24 protein-coding genes and 1 riboswitch are annotated in these 25,187 nt (G+C 48.2%); of the genes, 20 read left to right on the top strand and 4 right to left on the bottom strand.

What is annotated here, in order from left to right; translation table 11 throughout:
* The first annotated feature begins 6 nt into the window (after positions 1-6).
* From recG to hemB, 10 genes are read left to right on the top strand one after another with little or no spacing between them, the layout of a single operon-like run.
* Positions 7-2,088, top strand: coding sequence for an ATP-dependent DNA helicase RecG (gene recG, locus K5X84_RS11280; protein WP_222235897.1), 2,082 nt, complete (start codon positions 7-9; stop codon positions 2,086-2,088).
* Positions 2,089-2,129: 41 nt separating this feature from the next.
* On the top strand, positions 2,130-2,885 hold the full coding sequence (gene ubiE, locus K5X84_RS11275; RefSeq protein WP_222235896.1) for a bifunctional demethylmenaquinone methyltransferase/2-methoxy-6-polyprenyl-1,4-benzoquinol methylase UbiE: 756 nt from the start codon (positions 2,130-2,132) through the stop codon (positions 2,883-2,885).
* Complete coding sequence (locus tag K5X84_RS11270; protein WP_054490112.1) at positions 2,885-3,490, top strand: ubiquinone biosynthesis accessory factor UbiJ; 606 nt, start codon at positions 2,885-2,887, stop codon at positions 3,488-3,490. Before ubiE ends, K5X84_RS11270 begins: the two co-directional genes overlap by 1 nt.
* 2 nt (positions 3,491-3,492) lie before the next feature.
* Complete coding sequence (ubiB, locus tag K5X84_RS11265; protein ID WP_222237027.1) at positions 3,493-5,154, top strand: ubiquinone biosynthesis regulatory protein kinase UbiB; 1,662 nt, start codon at positions 3,493-3,495, stop codon at positions 5,152-5,154.
* Positions 5,155-5,174: 20 nt separating this feature from the next.
* On the top strand, positions 5,175-5,399 hold the full coding sequence (gene tatA / locus K5X84_RS11260) for a twin-arginine translocase TatA/TatE family subunit (protein ID WP_199493794.1): 225 nt from the start codon (positions 5,175-5,177) through the stop codon (positions 5,397-5,399).
* On the top strand, positions 5,400-5,750 hold the full coding sequence (gene tatB, locus K5X84_RS11255; RefSeq protein WP_222235895.1) for a Sec-independent protein translocase protein TatB: 351 nt from the start codon (positions 5,400-5,402) through the stop codon (positions 5,748-5,750). It abuts the gene before it with no gap.
* Positions 5,747-6,481 carry a twin-arginine translocase subunit TatC gene (tatC, locus tag K5X84_RS11250; protein WP_054490121.1) on the top strand — a complete coding sequence of 245 codons (735 nt, stop codon included), beginning with the start codon at positions 5,747-5,749 and terminating at the stop codon, positions 6,479-6,481. The genes tatB and tatC overlap by 4 nt, the downstream gene beginning before the upstream one ends.
* Entirely contained in the window at positions 6,471-7,262 is a 792-nt protein-coding gene (locus K5X84_RS11245) for a TatD family hydrolase (RefSeq protein ID WP_222235894.1), read from the top strand. Before tatC ends, K5X84_RS11245 begins: the two co-directional genes overlap by 11 nt.
* Positions 7,255-9,033: a sensor domain-containing diguanylate cyclase gene (locus K5X84_RS11240; RefSeq protein WP_222235893.1), complete on the top strand. Its 1,779-nt coding sequence runs from the start codon at positions 7,255-7,257 to the stop codon at positions 9,031-9,033. Before K5X84_RS11245 ends, K5X84_RS11240 begins: the two co-directional genes overlap by 8 nt.
* 17 nt (positions 9,034-9,050) lie before the next feature.
* Positions 9,051-10,058 carry a porphobilinogen synthase gene (gene hemB, locus K5X84_RS11235; RefSeq protein WP_222235892.1) on the top strand — a complete coding sequence of 336 codons (1,008 nt, stop codon included), beginning with the start codon at positions 9,051-9,053 and terminating at the stop codon, positions 10,056-10,058.
* On the opposite strand, the gene K5X84_RS11230 is transcribed toward hemB, so the two are convergent.
* Positions 10,055-11,020: a Ppx/GppA family phosphatase gene (locus K5X84_RS11230; RefSeq protein WP_244994785.1), complete on the bottom strand. Its 966-nt coding sequence runs from the start codon at positions 11,018-11,020 to the stop codon at positions 10,055-10,057. The two genes, hemB and K5X84_RS11230, sit on opposite strands and share 4 nt — an antisense overlap.
* A complete protein-coding gene (gene rhlB / locus K5X84_RS11225; RefSeq protein ID WP_222235891.1) occupies positions 10,983-12,263 on the bottom strand; it encodes an ATP-dependent RNA helicase RhlB in 1,281 nt (426 codons plus the stop codon). The genes K5X84_RS11230 and rhlB overlap by 38 nt, the downstream gene beginning before the upstream one ends.
* A 91-nt stretch (positions 12,264-12,354) precedes the next feature.
* Between rhlB and trxA the strand changes: the two genes are divergently transcribed.
* From trxA to K5X84_RS11180, 9 genes are all read left to right on the top strand, one after another.
* Positions 12,355-12,681, top strand: a complete 327-nt coding sequence (trxA, locus tag K5X84_RS11220) for a thioredoxin TrxA (protein ID WP_054490132.1) — start codon at positions 12,355-12,357, stop codon at positions 12,679-12,681.
* A gap of 249 nt (positions 12,682-12,930) precedes the next feature.
* Entirely contained in the window at positions 12,931-14,199 is a 1,269-nt protein-coding gene (rho, locus tag K5X84_RS11215) for a transcription termination factor Rho (RefSeq protein WP_011235587.1), read from the top strand.
* Between the two features lie 7 nt (positions 14,200-14,206).
* Positions 14,207-15,679, top strand: coding sequence for a 4-hydroxy-3-polyprenylbenzoate decarboxylase (gene ubiD, locus K5X84_RS11210; RefSeq protein WP_199493802.1), 1,473 nt, complete (start codon positions 14,207-14,209; stop codon positions 15,677-15,679).
* A complete protein-coding gene (gene fre, locus K5X84_RS11205; protein ID WP_222235890.1) occupies positions 15,680-16,381 on the top strand; it encodes an NAD(P)H-flavin reductase in 702 nt (233 codons plus the stop codon).
* Between the two features lie 50 nt (positions 16,382-16,431).
* Positions 16,432-16,530, top strand: a riboswitch (TPP riboswitch).
* Positions 16,531-16,582: 52 nt separating this feature from the next.
* Positions 16,583-18,712: a TonB-dependent receptor gene (locus tag K5X84_RS11200; protein WP_222235889.1), complete on the top strand. Its 2,130-nt coding sequence runs from the start codon at positions 16,583-16,585 to the stop codon at positions 18,710-18,712.
* 11 nt (positions 18,713-18,723) lie between these two features.
* Complete coding sequence (locus tag K5X84_RS11195; RefSeq protein ID WP_222235888.1) at positions 18,724-18,981, top strand: YkoF family thiamine/hydroxymethylpyrimidine-binding protein; 258 nt, start codon at positions 18,724-18,726, stop codon at positions 18,979-18,981.
* Positions 18,974-19,600 (top strand): nicotinamide riboside transporter PnuC, encoded by a 627-nt coding sequence (gene pnuC, locus K5X84_RS11190; protein WP_054490142.1) that lies wholly within the window; start codon positions 18,974-18,976, stop codon positions 19,598-19,600. Before K5X84_RS11195 ends, pnuC begins: the two co-directional genes overlap by 8 nt.
* Positions 19,597-20,340, top strand: coding sequence for a phosphotransferase (locus tag K5X84_RS11185; protein WP_222235887.1), 744 nt, complete (start codon positions 19,597-19,599; stop codon positions 20,338-20,340). The genes pnuC and K5X84_RS11185 overlap by 4 nt, the downstream gene beginning before the upstream one ends.
* A 15-nt stretch (positions 20,341-20,355) precedes the next feature.
* Positions 20,356-21,669 carry an MFS transporter gene (locus K5X84_RS11180; RefSeq protein WP_222235886.1) on the top strand — a complete coding sequence of 438 codons (1,314 nt, stop codon included), beginning with the start codon at positions 20,356-20,358 and terminating at the stop codon, positions 21,667-21,669.
* A 22-nt stretch (positions 21,670-21,691) separates the two neighbouring features.
* Here K5X84_RS11180 and K5X84_RS11175 read toward each other — a convergent pair whose 3' ends face one another.
* Positions 21,692-21,889, bottom strand: coding sequence for a DUF3185 family protein (locus tag K5X84_RS11175; RefSeq protein WP_054490148.1), 198 nt, complete (start codon positions 21,887-21,889; stop codon positions 21,692-21,694).
* A 179-nt stretch (positions 21,890-22,068) separates the two neighbouring features.
* Between K5X84_RS11175 and K5X84_RS11170 the strand changes: the two genes are divergently transcribed.
* Positions 22,069-24,525 (top strand): TonB-dependent receptor plug domain-containing protein, encoded by a 2,457-nt coding sequence (locus tag K5X84_RS11170; RefSeq protein WP_222235885.1) that lies wholly within the window; start codon positions 22,069-22,071, stop codon positions 24,523-24,525.
* Positions 24,526-24,600: 75 nt separating this feature from the next.
* Here K5X84_RS11170 and K5X84_RS11165 read toward each other — a convergent pair whose 3' ends face one another.
* On the bottom strand, positions 24,601-25,077 hold the full coding sequence (locus K5X84_RS11165) for a Dps family protein (protein WP_222235884.1): 477 nt from the start codon (positions 25,075-25,077) through the stop codon (positions 24,601-24,603).
* Positions 25,078-25,187 lie beyond the last annotated feature (110 nt).

Genomic DNA, 25,187 nt, shown 5'->3' with positions numbered 1-25,187 from the left:
GCAAAGGTGGCGGTAAAAGGACTGCAGCACATTCCACTGACGGTACTTAAAGGTGTGGGCGAAAAGGTTGCGGTTAAACTGCGCAAGCTGGGCTTAGCCTCTGTCAGTGATGCACTGTTGCACCTGCCGCTGCGATACGAAGACCGTACCCAAGTGACCGACGTTGCAAATTTGCGTGCTGGTGTGGCAACCAATGTTTTGGTCACGGTGCGGCATGCCGATATTAAGTACGGCCGTAAGCGCATGCTGATTTGTCAGGCCAGCGATGAAACCGGCAGTATCAGTCTGCGTTTTTTTCAGTTCAGTGCTGCTCAGTTAAAACAATTTGCTCAAGGCACGCATTTATTAGCCTTTGGTGAAGTGCGCCGCGGCATGACCGGCTGGGAGATGATCCACCCGGAATACCGCGTTGTTAAAGCCGGTGAGCCATTGAATATGCAGGAAACTCTGACACCAGTCTACCCAATGACAGAAGGTGTAACTCAAGGGCTATTGCGTAAGATCATTGAGCAGGCACTGACGTATCTTCAGCCTGGTTCTTTGCCCGAGCTTCTGCCGGAAAAATTAAGGCCCCATCAACTTTCTCTCGAACAAGCGATTTTAACTCTGCACCGGCCGCCGGTAGATGTTCCTTTGCATCAGTTGGAGCAAGGCGAGCATCCGGCGCAGCAGCGACTGGCGTCGGAAGAACTTATTGCGCATCAATTAAGTTTGCTGCAGTTACGCCAGTCCCGACAGGCTCAGGCGGGCTTTACCATTAAAGGCAATGGTGCGTTACAAGAGGCATTTTTAAAGCAGTTGCCGTTTTCACCCACTGGCGCGCAGGCAAGAGTGGTGAAAGAAATTACCAGCGATATGGCCCGAGGCCAACCAATGATGCGTCTCGTGCAGGGCGATGTTGGCTCGGGCAAAACTCTGGTTGCTGCGCTCAGTGCCCTGGCTGCGATTGAAGCGGGATACCAGGTGGCTTTAATGGCACCAACCGAGCTTTTATCTGAGCAGCACGCTATTACCTTTAGTCAGTGGTTAATGCCGCTGGGCATTAATGTCGCCTGGTTGAGCGGCAAATCAAAAGGTAAGTCCCGTCAGGAGTTACTGGCACAGTTAAAACAAGGTGAGATCCAGTTACTGGTTGGAACCCATGCGCTGTTTCAGGCGGATGTTGAATATCAGCACCTGGCATTGGTTATTATTGACGAGCAGCACCGTTTTGGTGTGCATCAACGGTTACAATTACGCGAAAAAGGCGTTCAGGCCGGTGTGCATCCTCATCAATTGATTATGACCGCAACACCCATCCCGCGCACTTTAGCTATGACAGCGTATGCGGATTTAGCCACATCAGTTATTGATGAATTGCCGCCCGGACGCACACCGGTCACGACGGTTGCCATTCCGGATACCCGGCGGGAACAAATTGTGGAGCGTGTGCGGGAGGTCTGTGCCACTGAAGGCCGTCAGGCGTATTGGGTGTGTACGCTTATTGAAGAGTCCGATGTACTTGAATGTCAGGCCGCAGAAGACACCGCCAATGACTTGCAGGAGCAGCTGCCAGGTTTAAGTATTGGCCTGGTGCATGGCAGGCTTAAGCACGAGCAGAAAGAACAGGTGATGCAGGCGTTTAAAGCGGGTGACATTGACCTATTGGTCGCAACGACAGTCATAGAGGTTGGGGTGGATGTTCCTAATGCGTCGCTGATGATCATTGAGAACCCGGAGCGGCTGGGCCTGGCTCAGTTGCACCAGTTGCGCGGACGAGTTGGTCGTGGCTCGGTAGCCAGTCACTGCGTGCTGCTGTATCACAGTCCGTTGTCACAAACGGCGCAGCAGCGACTGGGCGTTTTACGGGAAAGTAACGACGGTTTCGTGATTGCACAGCGAGACTTAGAAATTCGCGGACCGGGTGAATTGCTGGGGCACCGGCAGACCGGTCTGGCCGAATTGAAAGTGGCTGATTTAGAGCGCGATGAAGCGTTAATACCAGAAGCCCAAAATATTGCTCAGCACGTATTAGAGCACTACCCACAAAGCGCTGAAGCGTTAATTGAGCGCTGGTTACCGCGTCGTGACCACTATGCTCAGGTGTGATCATCAAGTACACTAGTACAAAATCAGTTCGGGATAGTTAAATGAACGATAAAAACGAAGAATCCATTGACTTTGGGTACCAAAAAGTTGCCCGCAGTCAGAAGAAAAGCCTGGTCGCTGATGTCTTTCAATCGGTAGCGGCAAAATACGATGTCATGAACGACTTAATGTCGTTTGGCATTCACCGTTTATGGAAACGTTACACCATTGACTGCAGTGGTGTTCGCCGCGGTATGAAAGTGTTGGATATTGCCGGTGGAACCGGCGACTTAACCGCGCAGTTTTCACGCCGTGTCGGGGCTGAGGGCGAAGTTGTACTGGCCGATATTAACGACGCTATGCTGAAAGTAGGCCGTGACAAATTGCGCGATAGCGGCGTTATTGGCAATGTACGTTATGTGCAGGCTGACGCGGAAGAACTTCCGTTTGATGACAATACCTTTGACGTTATTACCATAGCTTTTGGCTTGCGTAATGTCACCGACAAAGACAGAGCTCTGCGCTCTATGCTGCGGGTACTCAAACCTGGCGGACGTGTATTAATTCTTGAGTTTTCTAAACCGGTATCGGCTACGCTGAACCAGGTGTACGACTTCTATTCGTTCAACATTTTACCCAAAATGGGACAGGCTGTTGCTAACGATTCTGACAGCTACCAGTATTTGGCGGAATCTATCCGCATGCATCCGGACCAGGAAACACTGAAGTCGATGATGAGCACTGCCGGGTACGAAAAAGTCGATTACCAGAATATGACTGGCGGCGTGGTTGCACTGCACCGAGGGTATAAATTCTGATGACGCTATTACCGCTTATTCCAACTTTGTTGGTTGAAAAGGTAGCGAATAATCTGTTGCACCGTGACCCGGAGTCGGTGGAGCGTTTGCAGCGTCTGGACGGAAAGCGTCTGCGCTTTCATCTGAAAGAGCTGCCTTTTGAAATTACCGTGAGTGTGGACACCCACGGTGTGCAGCTCAGTACGTCGGATGAGAGCGATGTAGACTGCCGGATAGCAACAGAAATGGGTGTACTGCCCGAGCTGCAGGATACAGCCAACCTGACGCGACTGATCAAAGCGGATTTACTGGATATTGACGGTGACCCTATGCTGGCGCAACAGGTGGTGAGCTTGTTTAAGTCGTTAAACGTCGACTGGGAAGCGGAACTGGCGAAGACCATAGGCGACGTGCCTGCACACTGGTTGGGCAAGCTTTGGCGTCGCAGCCGCGAGCAGGTAAAAACACAATGGCAACAGCAGCAGCGCTGGGTCCATGGTGTGCTAACTGAAGAGAAAAAACTATTACCGGTAAGAGCTGAATTTGACCAGTTTAAAACCGATTTACAACAGCTGCGGGCTCAAATTGAGCGCCTTGAACGTCAGTGTCGTGAGAAGAAGGGTTAATGATGCGGACGCGTCGCTTTTATAAAATTACCAAAACACTACTGAGCTATGGGTTAGATGATCTTATCCCCGCACGCTGGTTGCCCTGGACCATTCGTTTAGGACGTCATGCGTTGTTTTGGTTACCCAATAAGCACAAAGACAAGCCTGCGGGTGTGCGGTTAAGGCTGGCGCTTGAAGAGCTTGGTCCGGTGTGGGTTAAGTTTGGTCAAATGCTATCTACCCGCCGCGATCTATTACCGCCTGATATTGCGATTGAACTGGCACGCCTGCAGGACAAAGTCCCTCCTTTCGATGGTCATGCAGCGCAGCGTATTATCGAAAAGTCCTTAGGTTTACAGAGTATTAGTGACTGCTTTGCTGATTTTGAAACAACCCCTTTGGCGTCGGCGTCAATTGCTCAGGTGCATACCGGTAAACTGAAGAAAAGAGACGGCGAGTTAACGGATATTGTTATAAAGGTTATTCGTCCGGATATCCGCGAGACCATTAATGCCGATTTGGAGCTGATGGAAACCCTGGCGTCGGTAGCTGCAAACCATTTACCGGATGGGCGGCGCTTAAAGCCGAAAGAGGTGGTTAAAGAATATCGGAAAACCTTGCTCGATGAGCTGGACTTAATGCGCGAAGCAGGTAATGCAATACAGTTAAAGCGCAACTTTGAAAACTCAGACATGCTTTATATTCCGGTGGTTTACAGTGACTACAGTCGCCATAACGTGATGGTTATGGAGCGCATTGACGGTATTCCGGTAAGCGATATTGCGACCCTGCAAGCTCGTGGTGTCGATATGAAAAAGCTCGCTGAACGGGGCGTTGAAGTCTTTTTCACCCAGGTATTCCGCGACAGCTTTTTTCATGCGGACATGCACCCGGGTAATATTTTTGTGGCGAAAGATGACCCCAGAAACCCGCGTTATATCGGTATTGATTTCGGTATTGTCGGAACCCTTAACCGCGACGATAAACGCTATTTAGCCGAAAACTTTCTGGCCTTTTTTAACCGTGATTATCGCAAAGTTGCGGAGCTTCATGTTGACTCAGGCTGGGTACCCAAGCACACCAATATTGAAGAGTTTGAGTCTGCCATAAGAACGGTTTGTGAGCCTATTTTTGAGAAGCCACTGGCGGAAATATCCTTCGGACACGTGCTGATCAACTTATTTAATACGGCGCGACGTTTTGAGATGGAAGTGCAGCCGCAGCTGGTTTTACTGCAAAAAACCTTATTGTACATTGAAGGTTTGGGTCGCCAGCTATACCCGGAACTGGACTTATGGAAAACCGCTAAACCATTCCTCGAGCGTTGGATGAATGAGCAACTGGGCTGGCGTGCTATTGTCCGTTCGGTGAAAGAGAACGCGCCGTACTGGGCTGAGAAATTGCCTGAAATGCCAATGATGCTGTATGAAAACTTACGCCAGCAACACAATATTGATGAACGAGAACGGCAGCTGCGCAGGCAACAGCTTTTAACTCAGAAGCAGGCTTCAACCTCCCTGTTCTGGACGGTATTAACCGGCAGCGGTTTAATTTGTACGACATTACTTTGGAACCAGTCCGAGTTATCTGAGGTTACTATTGGTTCCGGAGTCGTCACTGTTATTCTGGGAATTATGGCCTGGCGCACCCGGCCTAAAACGACAAATAGTGAACTTATTTAACGTAAACGATAGGAAATAAAATGGGTATATCACCTTGGCAGCTCCTCATACTGTTAGTCATTGTTGTCTTGCTGTTCGGCACCAAGCGTCTTCGCAATCTGGGTTCCGACCTGGGAAATGCGGTAAAGGGCTTTAAAAAGTCCATGGGCGATGAAGCGGATGACAAAGATAAAGACGATGACTCGCTGCAACACAAAGAAGAGCATGACGACAAGTCAGATTCGGATAAAACCGGGAAGTCGTAGATGTTCGATATTGGTTTTTGGGAGTTATTGCTTATAGCGATAGTCGGCTTGCTGGTGCTCGGTCCCGAGCGCCTGCCGTCAGCTATTCGCGGCTTTCAGAGAACCTTATCTGGTATCAGGCAATACTCCCAAAAAGTGCAAAGTGAGCTCGATAATGAGCTGCGCATAAAAGAATTGCACGAGCATTTGAAACAAGCTGAAAGTCAGGATTTGGAAAATTTAAGCCCGGAGCTGCAGCGCTCACTGGTTGAGCTAAGGAACGCGGCAGCCGATGTTCAGCGACCGTATTCAAAAGCCAGGCCGGAAACTGACAACAAGCCAAAAACGGACACGGATAAAGGTGCGGAATGAGTGACTCGCCTTTATTAGACCACTTACTTGAACTGAGAAACCGGTTACTGCGCTCTATACTGGTAATTTTGTTGGTGTTTGCTTCACTGGCTTACTTTGCCAATGACATTTACCACTTTGTTGCACAACCTTTGCTCAGTAATATGCCGCTCGGCACGCAAATGATAGCCACAGACGTCGCCGCCCCTTTTTTCACGCCCTTTAAATTAACTCTGGTGGTAGCCCTTGCGCTGGCGGTTCCTTATTTATTATGGCAAGTGTGGGGGTTTATTGCGCCGGGCTTGTATGGACGCGAGAAGCGCTTAGTGATTCCGCTTTTGGCCACCAGCACGTTACTTTTCTATGCCGGCATTGCTTTTGCTTACTTTGTGGTTTTACCTGTTGCTATGGCGTTTTTTACCGGCGCAGCACCGGAGGGTGTCACAGTAGCCACAGACATATCCCGTTACCTCGACTTTGTTTTAGCTATCTTCGTCGCGTTTGGTATTGCGTTTGAAACGCCAGTTGCCATTATGCTGCTTATTTGGACGGGAACCTGCAGTCGGGAGTCGTTGGCGAAAAAACGGCCTTATATTATTGTTGGTGCCTTCGCTATCGGAATGTTGTTAACACCTCCGGATGTTATTTCTCAAACTTTGCTGGCAATACCCATGTGGATGTTGTTCGAGTTGGGCTTACAAGTCAGTCGTTGGTATACGCCGGGTAAAAAGGAAGAGGACGATGTGGTTTGATGCGGGCGTAAACCTAACCAATAAGCGACTGCTGAAAGACCTGGATGGCGTCATGCTGAGGGCTCAGCAAGCAGAGGTGCGGAAGCAACTGATCATATCAACCTCTATTGATGAGGCTGAACAGGCCATTAAATTGTGTCAGCAGTTTCCTGAGCAATTGGTGATGACTGTAGGTATTCACCCTCATGATGCCGGTGAAGCGCCTGCGGATTACAAACAGAAGTTAAAAGAGTTAGCCCAGCACCCTGGCGTGGTTGCTATAGGAGAGTGCGGACTCGATTTTAATCGCAACTATTCTCCCAGACCCGAGCAGGAAGCTGTATTTGTTGCGCAAATTGAACTGGCTAATGAGCTCAACCTGCCGCTTTATTTACATGAACGTGACGCCATTGACCGACAAATTGAGCTGCTTAACCAATACTGTGCTGATAACACCTTATGTTTAACGCATTGCTTTACAGGCGGTGCCGATGAACTTAAACGCTATGCTGAGCGCGATCACTGGTTTGGTATTACCGGTTGGCTGTGTGATGACCGGCGTAATCAGGAGTTGGTAGCGGCGCTGCCGAATTTGCCACTCGACAGATTGGTTTTAGAAACGGATGCGCCGTTTTTATTGCCCAGAGGTATTAAACCGCGTCCTAAAATGAACGAGCCTGCATTGTTACCTGTTATCGGTGAAACGCTGGCAAAGCATCTGCAGATATCAACGCAAAAGTTAGCAGAGTTAACCTACGCAAACACTGAGCGTTTTTTTGGGCCGGGAGAACAAAGTGACTAAAGCATTCTCGCTGAATGTGTTGAAGTGGTTAGTGACAGCTTTCGTTCTGCTGGTGGTAATGATGCCCGCAGCTCAGGCGCAACTGTTACCGACAAGCCAGTCGGAACTTTCCATTGAATATACTCACAGCGAGCAAAAACTCGACCTGGAAACAGTCCGAAACCTGTCAGCCAGCCAATGGTCAAAACTGGAGAGTGATCGGGCATCCTTTGGTTATACCAGTGACGAATATTGGTTTCGTTTTCAACTTGAAAATAAACCCTACGATCGCATTCTGCACATTGCCTACCCGTTACTCGACGAGCTGACCATTTATATCATTCAGCCTGAAGGGGTCAGAACTTACCAGATGGGTGACACGGTGCCGTTCGGTGAGAGGCCGATACCCACTTCAGAGTTTGCTGTCCCATTACCTGAAAATACCAACGGTGAGATTTACATAAAAACCAATACTCAAAGCTCTATGCGTCTGCCTATTGCAGTGCGAACTGAAATTGGTTTCTTTGAAACGCAAATGAACCGACGGATAGCTGAAGGTGTTTACTTTGGTGTTTTGCTTTGTATGGCGGTATATAACTTGTTTGGTTTTATCGCTTCACGGGAACCGGAGTTTGGCGTTTACTCACTTTATACCTTATTTTTTGCCGGCCTTATGTTGTCGCTGGAGGGGCTGGGTTTCCATTACCTTTGGCCTAACTCCCTGTATTTGCAAGATAAAGGGATTCCCATATTCGGGAGTTTAACCTTTTTAACGGCTGCCTTATTTGCTTATCAGCTGCTTGAACTTAAGCGTTATCGGTACACATGGGGCCGGGGGCTGATGGTTATGGCGTTTCTGTCAGCTATCAGTCTGTTAATTGCAATTTTTGCCAGTTATCGAATCAGTATCCACGTGCTGCTGAGTCTGGCAGTGCCGGGATGTCTATTCCTGTTACTTGTCGGCGCCTACATGTGGCGTAAAGGCTTTGTCTACGCCCGTATTTTCACGCTGGCCTGGTGCAGTTTGTTGGTCTCGGTTGTTGCTAACTCGCTGGGATACCTTGGCGTTATTGACAGCATGTTCATTCAACGCCATGCCATTATGATAGGCTCCGGTATTGAGATCCTGCTGCTGTCCTGGGTTCTGGCTGTACGTTATAGCGAACAACGCAAAGAGCGGCTGCTGGCCGAGAAACGCTATAACCGTGAGCTTGCAGAAAGCGTTGATGAACGTACATTTGAGCTGCAAGTCGCTTTAAGAGAATTGCAGGATGTAAATACCGAGCTGGAGCAAAAGAACACTGAAGACCCATTAACGGGGCTTTATAATCGCCGTTACTTTCAACAGCATCTTGATAGAGAACTAAGACGAACGTTACGCCGTGAGTTGCCACTGGCGTTATTAATGATTGACGTTGATCACTTTAAGCCCGTTAATGACACCCACGGGCATTTGGCAGGTGACCAAATCTTGCAGCAGCTGGCAAGTTTAATGCAGAAACATGCAAAGCGTGCTGCTGATATTGTGTGCCGTTATGGCGGAGAAGAGTTTGCCATCATTCTTCCTGAAACCGACTTACAGGAAGCTGAGATTTTTGCAAAACAATTGCTTGAGCAAGTTCGTGAAACTGAGTTTGAAACCAATGCCGGCTTGCTTAAAATTACCTTGAGTGTTGGCGTTATCTCCACCAGTGCACGTATTTTTGATAACGTTGATGAACTCTTTAAAGCCGCAGATGACGCATTGTACGCCGCGAAACATGACGGCCGCGACCGAGTTGCGGTGCAGTAACTAATTAGGAGTCAAAGATGATAAACCAGGGTGCTTTTCCGGGCAGACGACTGCGACGCTTACGCCGCCATGACTTTAGCCGGCGGCTTGTGGCGGAAAATCAGTTAAGCGTTGATGATCTCATTTATCCGATGTTTGTACTGGAAGGTGACAGTCAGCGCGAACAAGTCAGCTCCATGCCTGGTGTTGAACGCGTCAGTATCGACTTACTGCTTCAGGAATGTGCAGAGCTGGTCGGCCTGGGTGTTCCTATGGTCGCATTATTCCCCGTTACGCCGGCATCGGCAAAGTCGGAAATGGCAGAGGCTGCTTATGACGATAACGGATTAGCCCAGCGTGCAGTTAAAGCGATAAAAGCGCAGTTTCCTGAACTGGGTGTTATGACCGATGTTGCTCTGGATCCATTCACGACTCATGGCCAGGACGGCATTATCGATGACAGCGGCTATGTACAGAACGATATTACTACCGATATTCTCGTTAAGCAGGCCTTGTCTCATGCGCGCGCCGGCGCTGACGTTGTGGCGCCGTCGGATATGATGGACGGCCGAATTGGTGCTATTCGAAGCGCGCTGGAATCTGAAGGTTTTATTAATACACAAATTATGGCGTACTCGGCTAAATATGCCAGTGCGTTCTACGGTCCGTTCCGCGATGCTGTCGGCTCTGCAGGTAACCTGAAGGGTGGCAATAAAAAGACCTATCAGATGGACCCTGCAAACTCAGATGAAGCCCTACAGGAAATAGCATTGGATATTCAGGAAGGCGCTGACATGGTTATGGTAAAACCGGGTATGCCTTATTTGGATATCGTGCGCCGGGTTAAAGACAACTTTGGGGTACCAACTTTCGCTTACCAGGTGAGCGGCGAATACGCCATGCTACAGGCTGCCATTACTAACGGTTGGTTAGGTCAGGATGTTATTGAAGAGAGTCTGTTAAGCTTTAAGCGTGCAGGCGCCGACGGCATTCTCACTTATTTTGCAAAAACGGTTGCCCAACACTTAGCTGAGAAGAAACGTTAAGCTGTGATTTCATTGGCAAGCTGTGCGAGTAGCCCCTCGCGCAGTGCGCCTGTAGTAACCTCAAATTTATCGACATTGAGTGTTTTTAGCACGGCAAACAGTATGGTGATTCCACCAACTAGAACAGCACGACGGTCATCCCTTAAGCCGGCAAAATTAAGGCGTTCCACTTGTCCCTGTTCAATACATCGCTGAATCAGTTGACCTAACCAATCCCGGCTTAGTACCTGCAGGCCTTCTGCTGTCGCAATTTCACTGATTGCACGAAAAGTACCTGACGCTCCCAATACTCTTAACCAGCCATGCTTTTGGTAGTCATCAACATAGGGAGCAAGTAACTGCTCGGCGGTTTTTGACGCTTGCTCAATGCTTTCGCTGTCAATGTGCCCCTGTTTAAAGAAGCGGTTTTGAAAAACCACACAGCCCATATCGAGACTGTTGAGAATATTGGCCCGGGAGCCGTTGCCTGCAATAACTTCCGTGCTGGCGCCGCCAATATCAATAACCAGGACCTTGTCTTTGCATTGAGAAGCACTGCAAACGCCGGAATAGATCAATTCGGCTTCGCGTTCACCGGTAATGATTTCAATGGGAGAGCCCAGCACAGCTTCAAATTTCGCAAGAAGTTGTGCTTGATTACTGGCTTTACGCAAAGCAGCAGTCGCCACTGCTTTAACGGCATGTGGCTGAAAACGTTCTAGCTCTTTCGCAAACAAATTCAGGCATTGTGCACCGCGTGAAATAGCCGGGTCGTCTATGCTGTCATTCTCATCGAGTCCGTCAGCTAAACGAACCTTTTGCTTATGGCGAGCCAAAATGCGGGGTTTAGGGAAGAACCCTGTCATGGAAACTTCTGCCATCAACAAATGAAAACTGTTGGATCCCATGTCGATGGCAGCGAGTTTGCGCTTTTTTGCAGGCATATTACGACGCGTTGCGCGGTGGTCCTGAGCGACGACCACGAGGCTTACCTTTGCTTCCGCCGCCAGAGTTGTGGCGACGGCGACGCTGTACAGGACGAGGGCGTCTTAAGTCTGACAGTAAAGCGTCAGGGTCGTATTTGGTTACCGGAATTGTATGACCAATATAGTCTTCAATAGCCGGTAAGTTGTAGACGTACTCTTCGCACGCCAGGCTGATAGCTGCACCACTGGCACCGGCACGTCCGGTACGGCCTATACGGTGTACATAGTCTTCGCAGTCGTCAGGCAGGTCGAAGTTATACACATGCGTCACTTCGGGAATATGCAGACCACGTGCCGCAACATCGGTTGCGACTAAAAAGTCGAGTTTACCTTCGGCAAAGTCTTCCAGAATGCGTAAGCGTTTTTTCTGCGGGACATCGCCGGTGAGCAGACCTGCGCGGTGTTCATTCGCAACCAGCCAGCCGTGTACTTTCTCACAACCATGCTTGGTATTTGCGAAAACGATAGCTTTATCCGGCCAGTCTTCTTCAATAAGCGTGAGTAATAACGGGAATTTTTCCGGCTTCGAGGGGTAGAACAACTCTTCGGTTACCCGTGTCGCGGTTTTCTGTGACGGTTCGACCTCAAGCTTCGTTGGTGCGTTCATGTGCTCGTAGGCGAGTTCTTGCACGCGATAAGACAATGTTGCTGAAAACAGCAGGTTTAAGCGCTTGGCCGGTTCCGGCATTTTCTGCAACAAATAACGAATGTCATCGATAAAGCCAAGGTCAAACATGCGATCAGCTTCATCCAGAACCACAACCTCAATGTCATTGAGACTGAACAGACCTTGCTTATAAAAATCAATAAGTCGGCCTGTGGTACCAACCAGTATGTCGGGTTGTGAAGCTAGCTGCTCTTTTTGGCCTTCGTAACCTTCGCCGCCATAGATAACGCCCATTTTTAATCCACAGTGCTCAATAAGAGCATCGGCGTCGTGCGCTATCTGAATAGCCAGTTCGCGAGTAGGAGCCATAATGAGTGCGCGCGGCCCCGATTCTGTTTTTTCGGACGATTCGTTCTGCATTAAGCGGTTGAAAGTAGCCAGCAGAAATGCCAAGGTCTTTCCTGTACCTGTCTGGGCTTGGCCGGCAACATCACGCTCAGAGAGAGCAACAGGCAGACTTAACGCCTGAATTGGAGTACAATACTCGAATCCGGCACTGGATATTGCTTGCTGGATTTTGGGGTGAAGCGCCAAATCAGCAAAGCGAGTTTCTGTAAGATGTGTTTTAGTCATAAGTTATAAGCATATCAGTTTGCGCTTGTATTCAAAAACAGAAATAATACTATTCTAATATTTCCACGCGAAGAAAGTAGCGGAGAGTACCATGAGTGACGCAATAGTTCAGCTAAGTGATGACAGTTTTGATGCTGATGTCATTAATTCCGATAAACCCGTATTAGTCGACTTTTGGGCTGAGTGGTGTGGACCATGTAAAATGGTAGCGCCTATTCTTGATGACATTGCCAGCGAATACGCTGACAAATTGGTTATCGGCAAGCTGAATGTCGACCATAATGAACAAACACCACCTAAGTACAACATTCGTGGCATTCCAACGTTATTGTTGTTTAAAGGCGGTGAAGTTGTTGGAACCAAAGTGGGCGCATTATCACGTGCTCAGTTAACCGAGTTCCTTGAGCAGCATATTTAATGATTGTCAAAAAGCGGCGCGTTATGCGCCGTTTTTGTTGAGAAAACTGGACGGATTGCTTTTTTGGTGATAACTTCTGCTCATTAACTGTTCATACGGGTTCACCAACTCCACCGGTTAACCTGTTTTAAAATGAAACTTCTGTTTCTGGTTTCGCACTTCGCGAATTCCGAAAGTTCCAATTGTTTTACTTTCTAGAGTCAAATTAAAAAAGGCTTTGTGTTCAATCGATAACTCGAAAACCCTCCTATGAATCTAACAGAACTTAAAGACAAACCCGTAAACGAGCTAGTTCAGCTCGCGGACTCAATGGGCCTTGAGAATATGGCCCGCTTGCGCAAGCAAGACATCATTTTCGCTATTTTAAAAGCGCATGCTAAAAGTGGTGAAGACATTCACGGTGGCGGTGTGCTGGAAATTCTGCAGGATGGTTTCGGCTTCTTGCGTTCAGCCGACTCCTCTTACCTGGCTGGTCCGGACGATATTTACGTCTCCCCAAGCCAGATTCGTCGCTTTAACCTGCGTACGGGTGACACTATCGGCGGGAAAATTCGCCCACCGAAAGACAGTGAACGTTATTTTGCCCTGCTGAAAATTCGCGAAGTTAACTTCGACAAGCCTGAAAACTCCCGCAATAAAATCTTATTTGAAAACTTAACACCGCTGCATGCGGAAGAGCGTTTTCACTTAGAGCGTGGTAACGGCAGTAAAGAAGATATCACGGCACGGGTACTGGACTTATCTGCCCCTATCGGGAAAGGTCAGCGCGGGCTTATTGTCGCGCCACCAAAAGCGGGTAAAACCTTACTATTGCAGAATATTGCGACTTCTATTGCGGCGAATCACCCGGATGCTGAACTGATCGTTCTGTTGATTGATGAGCGTCCGGAAGAAGTTACCGAAATGCATCGCCTGGTGCATGGTGAAGTGGTTGCCTCAACCTTTGATGAACCTGCCAGCCGTCACGTTCAGGTAGCTGAAATGGTTATCGAAAAAGCGAAACGCCTGGTTGAGCACAAAAAAGACGTGGTGATTCTGCTGGATTCAATTACTCGTTTAGCCCGTGCTTATAACACCGTTATTCCAAGTTCCGGTAAAGTGTTAACCGGTGGTGTGGACGCTAACGCATTGCATAAGCCGAAGCGTTTCTTCGGCGCTGCTCGTAATGTTGAAGAAGGTGGTAGCTTAACCATTATTGCAACGGCCCTAATTGATACTGGTTCGAAGATGGACGAAGTCATCTACGAAGAGTTTAAAGGTACCGGTAACATGGAGCTGCACCTGAATCGTAAGCTGGCTGAACGTCGTGTGTTCCCTGCCATTGATTTCAACCGTTCAGGTACACGTCGTGAAGAGTTGTTAACGACTCCGGACGAGCTGCAGAAAATGTGGATCCTGCGCAAAATCATGCATCCAATGGGCGAAGTTGAAGCCATGGAGTTCTTGATTGACCGTCTGCAGATGACCAAAACCAATGACGAATTCTTCGAATCGATGAAACGTCAACGCAACAGCTAAGCGGCGTATGAAATATCAAGATTTGCGCGATTTCATCGCGCTCCTGGAGGAGCGCGGTGAACTTAAACGCATCCAACAAGAAATCGATCCCTACCTAGAAATTACCGAAATATCAGACCGCACCTTAAAAGCCGAAGGCCCTGCCTTATTGTTTGAAAACGTGAAAGGCCACGATATGCCGGTATTAGCTAACCTGTTTGGTACGCCAGAGCGGGTGGCTTTAGGTATGGGGCAGGAATCGGTGACCGCTTTACGGGATGTCGGTAAGTTACTGGCGTTTTTAAAAGAGCCGGAGCCACCTAAAGGCTTTCGTGACGCACTGAATTTACTGCCTAAGTACAAAAAAGTGCTGAGTATGTCGCCGAAAAGCATTAAAAAGGCGCCGTGTCAGCAAGTGGTCATGAGTGGCGATGACGTTGACTTAACTAAGTTGCCGATTCAGCATTGTTGGCCGGGTGATGTAGCGCCGTTAGTGACCTGGGGTCTTACGGTAACTCGAGGGCCACATAAAGAGCGCCAGAACTTAGGCATTTATCGCCAGCAACTTTTGGGGCCGAATAAGCTTATTATGCGCTGGTTGTCGCATCGCGGCGGCGCGTTGGATTTCCAGGAGTGGTGTCAGCAGCATCCGGGTGAAAAATTCCCTGTGTCGGTAGCCTTAGGTGCTGATCCTGCGACCATTTTAGGTGCAGTAACACCGGTGCCGGACAGCTTGTCTGAATATGCTTTTGCCGGGCTGCTGCGCGACAGCAAAACCGAAGTGACGCAATGCATCAGTAATGAACTACAAGTACCGGCGCATGCAGAAATCATTCTTGAAGGTTACATCGAGCCGGGCGAAATGGCGCCGGAAGGGCCTTATGGCGACCATACCGGGTATTACAACGAAGTGGATGAGTTCCCGGTATTCACCGTGACTCATGTGACTCATCGTAAAGACCCAATTTATCACAGCACTTATACCGGACGTCCGCCGGACGAACCTGCGGTGCTGGGCGTTGCTTTAAATGAAGTTTTTATTCCGTTGCTGCAAAAACAGTTTCCTGAAATTGTCGATTTTTATTTGCCACCGGAAGGCTGTTCGTACCGTTTAGCAGTAGTCACTATGAAGAAGCAGTACCCGGGCCACGCCAAGCGCGTGATGATGGGGGTCTGGTCGTTCCTTCGTCAGTTTATGTACACCAAGTTTGTGATTGTGTGCGACGACGATGTGAATGCGCGAGACTGGAAAGATGTGATTTGGGCCATGACGACCCGAATGGATCCGGCACGCGACACTACCTTGGTTGAAAACACGCCAATTGATTACCTCGACTTTGCCTCTCCGGTGTCTGGTCTTGGATCAAAAATGGGTATGGATGCAACCAATAAGTGGCAAGGCGAAACCGACCGCGAATGGGGCGAGCCTATTGTCATGAGTGATGATGTTAAGCAACGTGTCGACCAGCTTTGGGACGAATTGAACATTATGGAGTCGTGAATGAGTCAACAAATGACCTGTAAAGCCGATATTTCGCGCCAGTTAGCGGACGCTGTTTGGGAAGTGCGTTTGCAACTGCCGCAACCGGTTAAATTTAAAGCAGGCCAATATCTGATGGTAGTCATGGGTGAAAGAGACAAACGGCCTTTTAGCATTGCTTCATGTCCTTCAGATAAAAGTGAGTGGTTACTTCATGTTGGTGCTACGCCGGATAACAGCTACGCAATGGAAGTTTTGGATAAAGTGCGCGCCGACGGGGAACTAGAGATTGATGCACCGGATGGTAGTGCCTTTTATCGTCAGGAAAGTACCCAGCCTGCGGTTTTAATTGCCGGTGGTACAGGGTTTTCTTATGCTTACTCTATTTTGCAGCAGCATTTACGCTTGTCACCAGAGCGCTCACTAAGCCTTTATTGGGGAGCAAAAAGCCTAAGCGACCTGTATTTGCATGACGAATTGGAACGTTTAGCAGGCCAGTACGAACATTTCGATTATCATCCGGTGGTCGAAGACGCGGATAACGACTGGTCTTATTCAATTGGCTTAGTACATCATGCGGTTATGGCGAGACAGAAAAACTTGCCGGACTGTGAGGTCTATATGGCTGGACGTTTTGAGATGGTGCGCGTTATCCGCGACGACTTTGTGGCTAAAGGCGTGCCGTTAGAGAATCTTTACGGCGATGCCCTGTCCTTCATTTAATTGTACTGAAAGTAAATTTGTTTAACGAATAAGCTGCGTTATACTGACGCCGCTTTACCAAGGGGTGCCGGCAACGGCTGAGATGCATTAGCGAACCCTTAAAACCTGATCCGGTTAATACTGGCGTAGGGATGGTAGAAAACCCGTCTAATACAGCCTTACCGGATCGTTTCTGACTCTGTTGTTTTGAGGAAATGATCCATGAAAATAATCCATTCATACCTGGCAGCCAGCATAACTACTGCGCTATTCACGTCACCTGTATTTGCTGATGTTGCAGAAGACACTCAAGATACGCAAGACATAGAAATTATTGAAGTGAGTGGTGACTTTCACCGCCGTACCTTAAATGAAACCACCAGCAGTGTTTCTATTATCGATAAAGACGCCATGCAGCAGCGTCACTCTCAGCATTTACAGGACACCCTGAATAGCTTTGCCAACGTAAACTTCTCAGGTGGTACCTCCACGGCTCGTTTCATTCAAATTCGTGGTATTGGCGAGCGTTCTCAGTTTGTTGATCCGGTGACACCGTCTGTCGGCTTATTGATTGATGGCATTGATTACAGCGGACTAGGCAGTGCCGCATCGCTTTTCGATATTAATCAGGTCGAAGTTTTCCGTGGTCCGCAAAGTGGTCGCTTTGGAGTGAATGCGATGGCCGGCTTATTGTTGCTTGATAGCACGGCACCGAGCAGCGATTTCAACGGTGAATTTCAGTTATCGGCGGGAAATTATTCTGAAGCCATGGGTGGTTTAGCCATGGGCGGTAGCCTGGGAGTATTGGGTAACGCGCGTTTCTCAGTCAGTCAGTTCCAACAAGACGGCTATATGGAAAATACTTACCTGGATAGGGATGACACTGAACAGCGCGATGAGTTAAGTGCCCGCTTACTGCTCGATACTGAGCTTAGCAAAGACTGGTTACTGCAGACGGTTCTGCATTATAACGATGTCGATAATGGTTACGACGCTTTCAGTCTGGATAACACGCGCGAGACTCTGTCTGATGAGCCGGGTTTTGACCGTTTAGAAAGTCAGGCGCTGCGTTTGCAGTTGAGTTACCTGGGCTTTGATAACAGCCGACTGGAAATGTCCGTTAACCAGCTAGATGCCGACACGGGTTATGCCTACGATGAAGACTGGACTTACGAAGGTATCGCTCCGGGCTGGGAATATTCTTCTTTTGACGCGTACTTCCGTGAACGTGACGACAAAACAGCCGAAGTTCGCTGGCTTTCAGATGATCCTGAAGCTCTTTTGGGCATTGACAGTGAATGGGTCCTGGGCCTGTATTACTACGATAAGTCGGTACAGTTAACCCGCGATTACTTTAATTGGGATTTAGGCGTGCCGGCCATTTTTGAAAGCGATTATGACAGCAAGCACGGTGCGTTGTACGGTGAGTTGACCCAACATTGGACTGACCGTGTTAGCACCATTACCGGTTTGCGGGTTGAGCGTTATAACAATGACTATCTGGACAGTCGGGGCGTCACGGCAGAACCAGAAGACACTATGGTTGGCGGGAATTTCAGTCTGCGCTACCAAGCTTCCGATGAGAGTTACCTGTACGCAACAGTAGCTCGAGGTTATAAAGCCGGAGGTGTTAATGGGGAAGCCCTGGGTAAAGCTGAAGATCAGGGACTGGAAGAATTAGAAAACTATCTATTAGAGCGAGCAACTTTCGCGCCCGAAATTCTCTGGAGTACTGAGTTAGGTGTTAAAGGTAGTAGCCCCGATGGCCGTTTAACTTCACGGGTTAGCGCGTTTTACCACTGGCGCGACGATGTTCAGCTAAAAGGTTGGGTGAATCGCGATCAGTCTTTTGTCGGTTATATCGAAAATGCAGCGGAAGGCACGGGCTATGGCCTGGAAGCAGAAATTCGAAATCAGTTGACTGACTGGCTGGCTGTTTTCGCTTCCGCCAGTTGGTTAAAAACCGAAATTGACGGTTTTGTAACGGAAGACGGTATGGACATGACGGGCCGTGAACAGGCGCAAGCACCTAACTACCAGTTTAATATTGGCCTTGAGGGCTGGGTCGGCGAGAACTTCCAGTGGGTGATTCAGGCCGACGGCAAAGATGAATTCTATTTCTCCGATTCGCATAACCAAAAAGCCGATAGCATGGCAGTATTGCACCTTGCGTTGAACTATCATTATCAGGACTGGCGTATCAGTTTGTGGGGTCGTAACTTATCAGATGAAGATTATGAAATTCGTGGCTTCTATTTTGGTAATGACCCACGTAAAGAGTACATCCCCGAAACTTACGTGCAGTATGGTGAACCCCGCCGCTTTGGGGTTACTGTCAGTAAGTCGTTTTAAAGGAGGGTAACATGCAAGTTTCAGTGGAAATGTCGTTGTATCCTTTAGCTGACAGCTATCTGGATACCATAAAAGACTTTATTGAGCGCTTAAACCAGCATTCAGAGTTAACGGTTCTGACCAATACGATGAGCACCCAAGTCTTTGGTGAGATGCAGGACGTTATGCGTATTTTAGGTGAAGAAATGGAACTGCTTTTTCAAAATGTGCCTTCGAATGTTCTGGTTTGTAAGTTTATTAATAAGGATTTAAGGCCGGAGAATGCTTGAGTCTTCGCTCGAGTTCTGGCTTGAACAGCTAATGGTCAGCTCCCCCTGGGAACTGACCGCTTTAGTTCTGGCGCTTGGCTATCTCGTACTGGCCGCGCATCAACGACAATGGTGTTGGGCTGCTGCCGCGGTCAGCTGTACTATTTACGCCGTATTGTTTTGGCAGGGCCGGTTGTATATGGAGTCTTTGCTGCAGACTATATACATTGCTTTGGCCGGATATGGCTGGTGGCAATGGCAACGTCAGCAAAGCGCCGCAAAAGAGAGTCCTGACGGTGCAAAGTATCCGCTGCGATGGCACCTTATACAATGGGCCTGGTTAGTTCCCCTGGCCGCTTTAATTGCTTATTTGTTGTCGGTCTACACAGACGCGGACGCTGTGTGGCTAGACACTTATACAACGGTCTTCAGTTTGTTAGCTACTTGGTTGGTAACCAAGAAGGCGTATGAAACCTGGTGGTACTGGCTGGTCATAGACAGTGTTTACGTTTATTTGTACGCCAGCAAAGGCTTTGTGGCTACTGCTTTGCTTTTTGTTGTTTATCTTATTCTGGTTGTTTACGCCATGTGGCGTTGGCGCCATGACACCCAGTTAAAGTCCGTGGGCGAAATTGGGTGATAGATAAGCCAGAAGAAATAAAGCTTTTAGCGTCCGGGCAGTCCAATCAGGCCTTACGCTTAATAACGGGCACTGACGACTACGTATTGAAACGTTGGCGGAATGAAGAAGTATTTGCGGTTGACAGAGAGCGGGAAGTATCGCTTCAGCAGCAGCTGGCCAAGCTTTCTTTAGCGCCGGAAGTATTGGATTACCACACTGGGCAAGGTTGGCTATTGCAGCATTATTACAAAGCCCCTTCGCTAGAGCAGGTCACTTTATCTCCGTTAATTAAAGCCACAGTGCTGGCTGAGACACTGGCCAAAATTCACTCCGTGCGCGTTGATGTTCCAACCTGGTCAATGGCGGATCGGATTGAGCATTACTTGCAGCAACTGCAAGCTTTTGACGCACCGTCTGTAACAGTTATGCGGCAGCAGCTAAAACCTATTGCCTCAGTTATTGATGACTGGCTCAGTTTTCCTGTGTTGTGTCACAATGACTTATCGATGAACCATATATTGATGACCGACCCAATGAGAATCATTGACTGGGAATATGCGGGCATAGGAAATCCGCTGTTTGATATTGCCAGTACCATAAAAATTAATCAGTTAAATAGCGGAATGGTTGAGCGTTTGATTTCTGATTATGAAAAACGAACTCACTACCAGGTTGATCGGCAACGTTTGTCACAATGGTGTGAGTTTGTGGAATGGCTGAACAAAGTGTGGCAGCATTTGTTCCGACATACCTCTTAATGTGAACACACTGCCATGACGGATAGAAAACTGACGGAACGCGTGTACGGTTATTTAGCTGAAGACGAAGATGCCCGTGTATGTAAAGACATTCCTGAATCAGCCTGTAATGAGCAGCCTCGCTCGTTTGTTTTAATGTTGCTATCGTTAATGCTAACAAAGTTGGGCGATAGCCTGGTCAGCGCCCGTTTGGTACTGCCGTGGATGCTGAGTTCGCTCGGAGCCCCTGCTATATTCATTAGTGCGCTGGTACCACTACGTGAATCATTAGCTCTATTACCTCAGCTTTTTGTTGCTCAAAAGCTTCGTGAACAACCGGTACGCAAATGGTTCTGGGTTGCCGGTAGTATCGGTCAGGCACTATCCCTGTTGGCCATGTTGTTTGCAGTAGCGACCTTAGATGGCGATATGCTGGGCTGGTCGGTCGTTATCCTGCTGGCGCTGTTCAGTTTGTCACGAGGCATTTGTTCGGTGGCCAACAAAGATGTGACGGGAAAAACGGTGTCTAAAACCCGCAGAGGGCGCATGTCGGGTGTCGCGGCTTCGGCTGCCGGACTGCTGACCTTACTCACTGCACTCGTTATCATTTTTGCTCCGGAGATGGATGGTCAGCGGCCTCTGTTTGTTGCTCTTCTAGGGGCGGGAGTCGCGTTATGGGTGGTTGCTGCACTGCTTTATGCAGGGATCCCTGAAGTTGCGGGGGCAACAGAAGGCGGCGGCAATGCGTTGACCGAAGCAGTAAAATCCATGTCGCTGCTTTGGCAGAATCGTCAGTTTGGTCATTTTGTAGTATCACGTGCGTTATTGGTAGCGGCTGCTTTCGCCATTCCTTACATTGTGGTTTTAATACAGCGAGAAGGCGAAGCCGAGTTAACAAGCTTAGGCAGCTTAATGCTGGCCAGTGGGCTTGCTGGTTTACTGGCAGGGCGTTTTTGGGGGCGTTGGTCTGACTCAGCCAGTCATCATGTTATGGCTGCCGCTTCCGTTATGTCGACCCTGGTTATGGGCATAGCTTTAGCCCTTTATTATTGGGCTCCTGATGCGTTAGGTATGCAATGGGTGGCAGCTGCTTTGCTGTTCAGTTCAGCGGTGGCTCACCATGGTGCCAGGGTTGGGCGAAAAACTTACTTGGTGGATATGGCAACTCAGGATAATAGAGCGCAACTGACCGCCGTATCTAACACAGTAATGGGTGTTGTGCTTTTAGCGGGTTTATTGTTGGGCTGGGTTGATGCTGCTTACGGCGTAGCTGCGGTACTGTGGGTGCTGGCGGCTATAGGCGTTATTGCAACCTTTGCAGCATTGCGATTGCCAGACGTATCAGGTTGATACGCCCGGCTAACCGAATCCGTTATTTTCCGCGAATTACCGCGTAGAGGCCAACAATCACAGCGGCAACTCCACCAATTAAATACCAAATGGTGTTGTCAGTTGGCTCATTTGTCGCCATTTCAGACATTTCAGAAGCCAGAGACTGAGAAGCTTCATAAGAAAAATACAGTAAAATAGCACCAACAACTAATAGAACAATACCTACGATACGAGTCATAAAGTCTTCCTTTTGTTGTGTTAACAACTTATCAATATAAAGCAGTGAGCAAGATCTTCAAGTTTCCTTACGAAATTTTGATCTATGTCATCTGATATATTCCCAAACCAGAAAAATGTCGGTAATTGTTAAAGGGCTGATCGCGTTTAAAACGAAAATAACAAAAGTAAGGCGGAACTATGAGCAGAGCATCTTTCAAGCTGGGTTATTTAGCCCTTTCACTGTCTGCCGCGTTAGCAATTCCGAATACCGGTTTTGCACAGCAAGCAGACGTTAATGCAGAGTCAGACGAATCGATGGAGCGCATTGTTACTCTGGGTTCTCGAGTGAACGGCCGTACAGCAACTGAGTCGGCATCGCCTATCGATATTATTTCCGCTGAGCAACTGGTGAATACCGGTGCAACGGAATTAGGTAAAGCTCTGCAAATGAGTGCACCGTCCTTTAACTTCTCCAGTACCACTATCTCTGATGGCTCCGATATTATTCGTCCGGCTACTTTGCGGGGACTTAACCCTGACCAGGTATTGGTGCTGGTTAACGGTAAGCGTCGCCACCAACAAGCTCTTGTGAACGTACAGGAAACGATTGGTAAAGGCTCTGCTGGTTACGATATTAACGCGATTCCTATTACAGCGGTTGCGCGTGTTGAAATTCTTCGTGATGGAGCCGCCGCTCAGTACGGTTCTGATGCGATAGCTGGTGTCATTAACATTACGCTGAAAAGTTCTGACGGCGGAAGTATTTCAGCGGAAGTTGGACAAACTTATGAAGGCGATGGCGAAGTTAATACCGTTGGTATCAACTTTGGTAAAGAGTTTGATAAAGGCTTTTTCAACGGAACGTTAGAATACCGTGACCGTGGTATGACAAATCGTGCGGCACCAGCTGAAGCCTCATTGATTGGTGACTGGTCGTCGCCCAGTGGCGACCCTGTGGTTCGCCTGCATATTGGTGACGCAGACTCTGAAAACTTATACGCCTGGTTTAACTCCGGCTTTAACTTGAACTCCAGCACAGAACTCTATGCCTTCGGTGGCGTTTCAACTCGCGATGGTGGATCTTCGGGCTTTTTCCGTGGTAGAGGACACCCCAGAACAATCGAAGCCATTTATCCGGACGGCTTCTTACCAAAACTAGAAACCGAGGCGGATGACCAGTCTCTGGCGGTTGGTATTCGAGGTGATCTGCCGAATGCCTGGTTATGGGACGCGAGCGTTGTCTACGGTAAAAATGAATTCGGCTTTAATTCATCGAACTCAGCGAATGTCAGTTGGTACTATGAACCTCACCCAGATGGCGGCATTTACGGTGAAACCCCTACGTCAGCCTTTGACGGTGAGTTAGTGTTTGAGCAAACTACGTTCAACTTAGACTTTAACGGAACCGTTGATATAGACAATGAACTGCTTTATTTAGCTTTCGGCCTGGAAATGCGCCAGGATGGTTATGAGATAAATCCGGGTGACCCTGTTTCCTGGGCTTATGGCCGGACCAATGATCCCAGTGTGGAAATCGTAACCCCATCGGGAGCTGGTGCAGAGGCTGGTATACAAGGCTTCCCGGGCTTTAGCCCAAGCCAGGCTGTGGACGCAACTCGTGACAGCTATGGTGCTTATGTCGATGCAGAATATTATGTGACTCCTGACTTTTTGTTAGCCGGTGCGTTGCGTTACGAAGACTACGACATAGCGGGTGACAACATCTCAGGTAAGCTTTCTGCTCGTTATGACATCGATAGCGACTTCTCTGTTCGAGGAACGGTAGCGACAGGCTTCCGTGCGCCGGGTGTGCAGCAAATTTATTACAGTCAGGTATCGACAAATATTGTTAATGGGACCTTGGTGGAAACAGGAACCATAGCTAATGATGATGAAGTGGCGCGTCAGTTTGGTATTAACGCACTCGAGGAAGAAACTTCTGAGAGTATTAGTTTAGGTTTAATTAAGCGCTTCGACAGTGGCTTTGATCTAACAATGGATTTCTACCAAATTAATATCGATGATCGGATTGTTTTGTCGGAATCTTTAACAGCCAGTGTCGGTGCGGAGTTTGGCCAGGTCCTGGAGGATAATAACCTTGGCGCTGCTCAGTTTTTTACCAACTCTGTTGATACAAAAACAACAGGTTTAGATGTCATTGCTTCATATCCAACTGAGCTTCTGGACGGTAATCTGAACTTAACCGCCGCTATGAGCTTTATGAATACTGACGTTGAACAGGTTAATTCGGTGTCTTCACTAATTCCGGGCGAGCAAATTTTTAACGATACTCAAATTTTGCGCCTTGAAGAAGGACAACCGAGTGAAAAAGCAACATTAAGTGGTGACTGGACTCGAGATGCCTGGAACGTCAACTTAGCTCTAAATTATTTTGGACCCGTTGAAGGCCAGGCTTTTACTGGTGTTCGTCATGAGTGGGGCGGCAAGTGGTTAACGGACCTTTCTGTTGGTTACGACTTTACCAGTAACCTGAACGTACGAGTTGGTGCCAATAACTTATTTGATACTTACCCGGATGAGTGGGGCAGTGCAGGCTCGCCATTCTCTGATGCCGGCTTTAAATACGGTTGGGAAACCTTCCCGTTTGGTATCAATGGTGGTTATTACTATGCACGTCTGAACTACACGTTCTAGGTGTTGCATGATCTACCAATAGAAACGAAAACGCCCCTTTCAAAGGGGCGTTTTTTATTTGGCCAGGCTGACAGTTTAGTTACCTAAATAAGAGGTCAGCATCCACGCTGTTTTTTCTTGCTCTTTAATGTAGTCACTCATTAGTGCATTAGTACCTTCATCACCAGCTTCGTCAGAAATTTCAAGAATTTCACGTTGCAGACGAATTGTAGTCTGATAGCTGTCCAGAATATTAGCTACACAGGCGCGGCCTTCGTGAACGTCTTTTACTTCTTCTATTTCACTGTTCTTGATATAGGTCGAGTAAGCATGCTGAGGGCGTTGACCCAGAGTCAGAATACGTTCTGCAATTTCATCAATTTTCAGCAGTAAGTCATCGTAGGTTTCTTCAAACTTAGCGTGCAATTCGAAGAAACGTTCGCCTTTAATGTTCCAATGGAAGCCGCGAACATTCATGTAAAAAACTTGGTAGTTTGAGAGCAACTCATTCAACTTGTCGCCAAGCCTCTCTGCTTTTTTCTGGTCTAAACCAATAACGCTTAACTGTTTCATAAACCCTCCTTTGTCATCGTTATGCCTTAACAATAGTTGAATCATAGAGTTAAAGAAAGCGATGAAAACCGATATAGCTGACAGTTAAAATCGATAACTGTCAGCTATAG

It is taken from the genome of Idiomarina abyssalis (assembly GCF_019797805.1).
In the GTDB taxonomy this organism is placed as follows: domain Bacteria; phylum Pseudomonadota; class Gammaproteobacteria; order Enterobacterales; family Alteromonadaceae; genus Idiomarina; species Idiomarina abyssalis.
The sequence above is the reverse complement of the archived record's forward strand: the minus strand, read 5'-3'. Positions and strand labels throughout refer to the sequence as shown.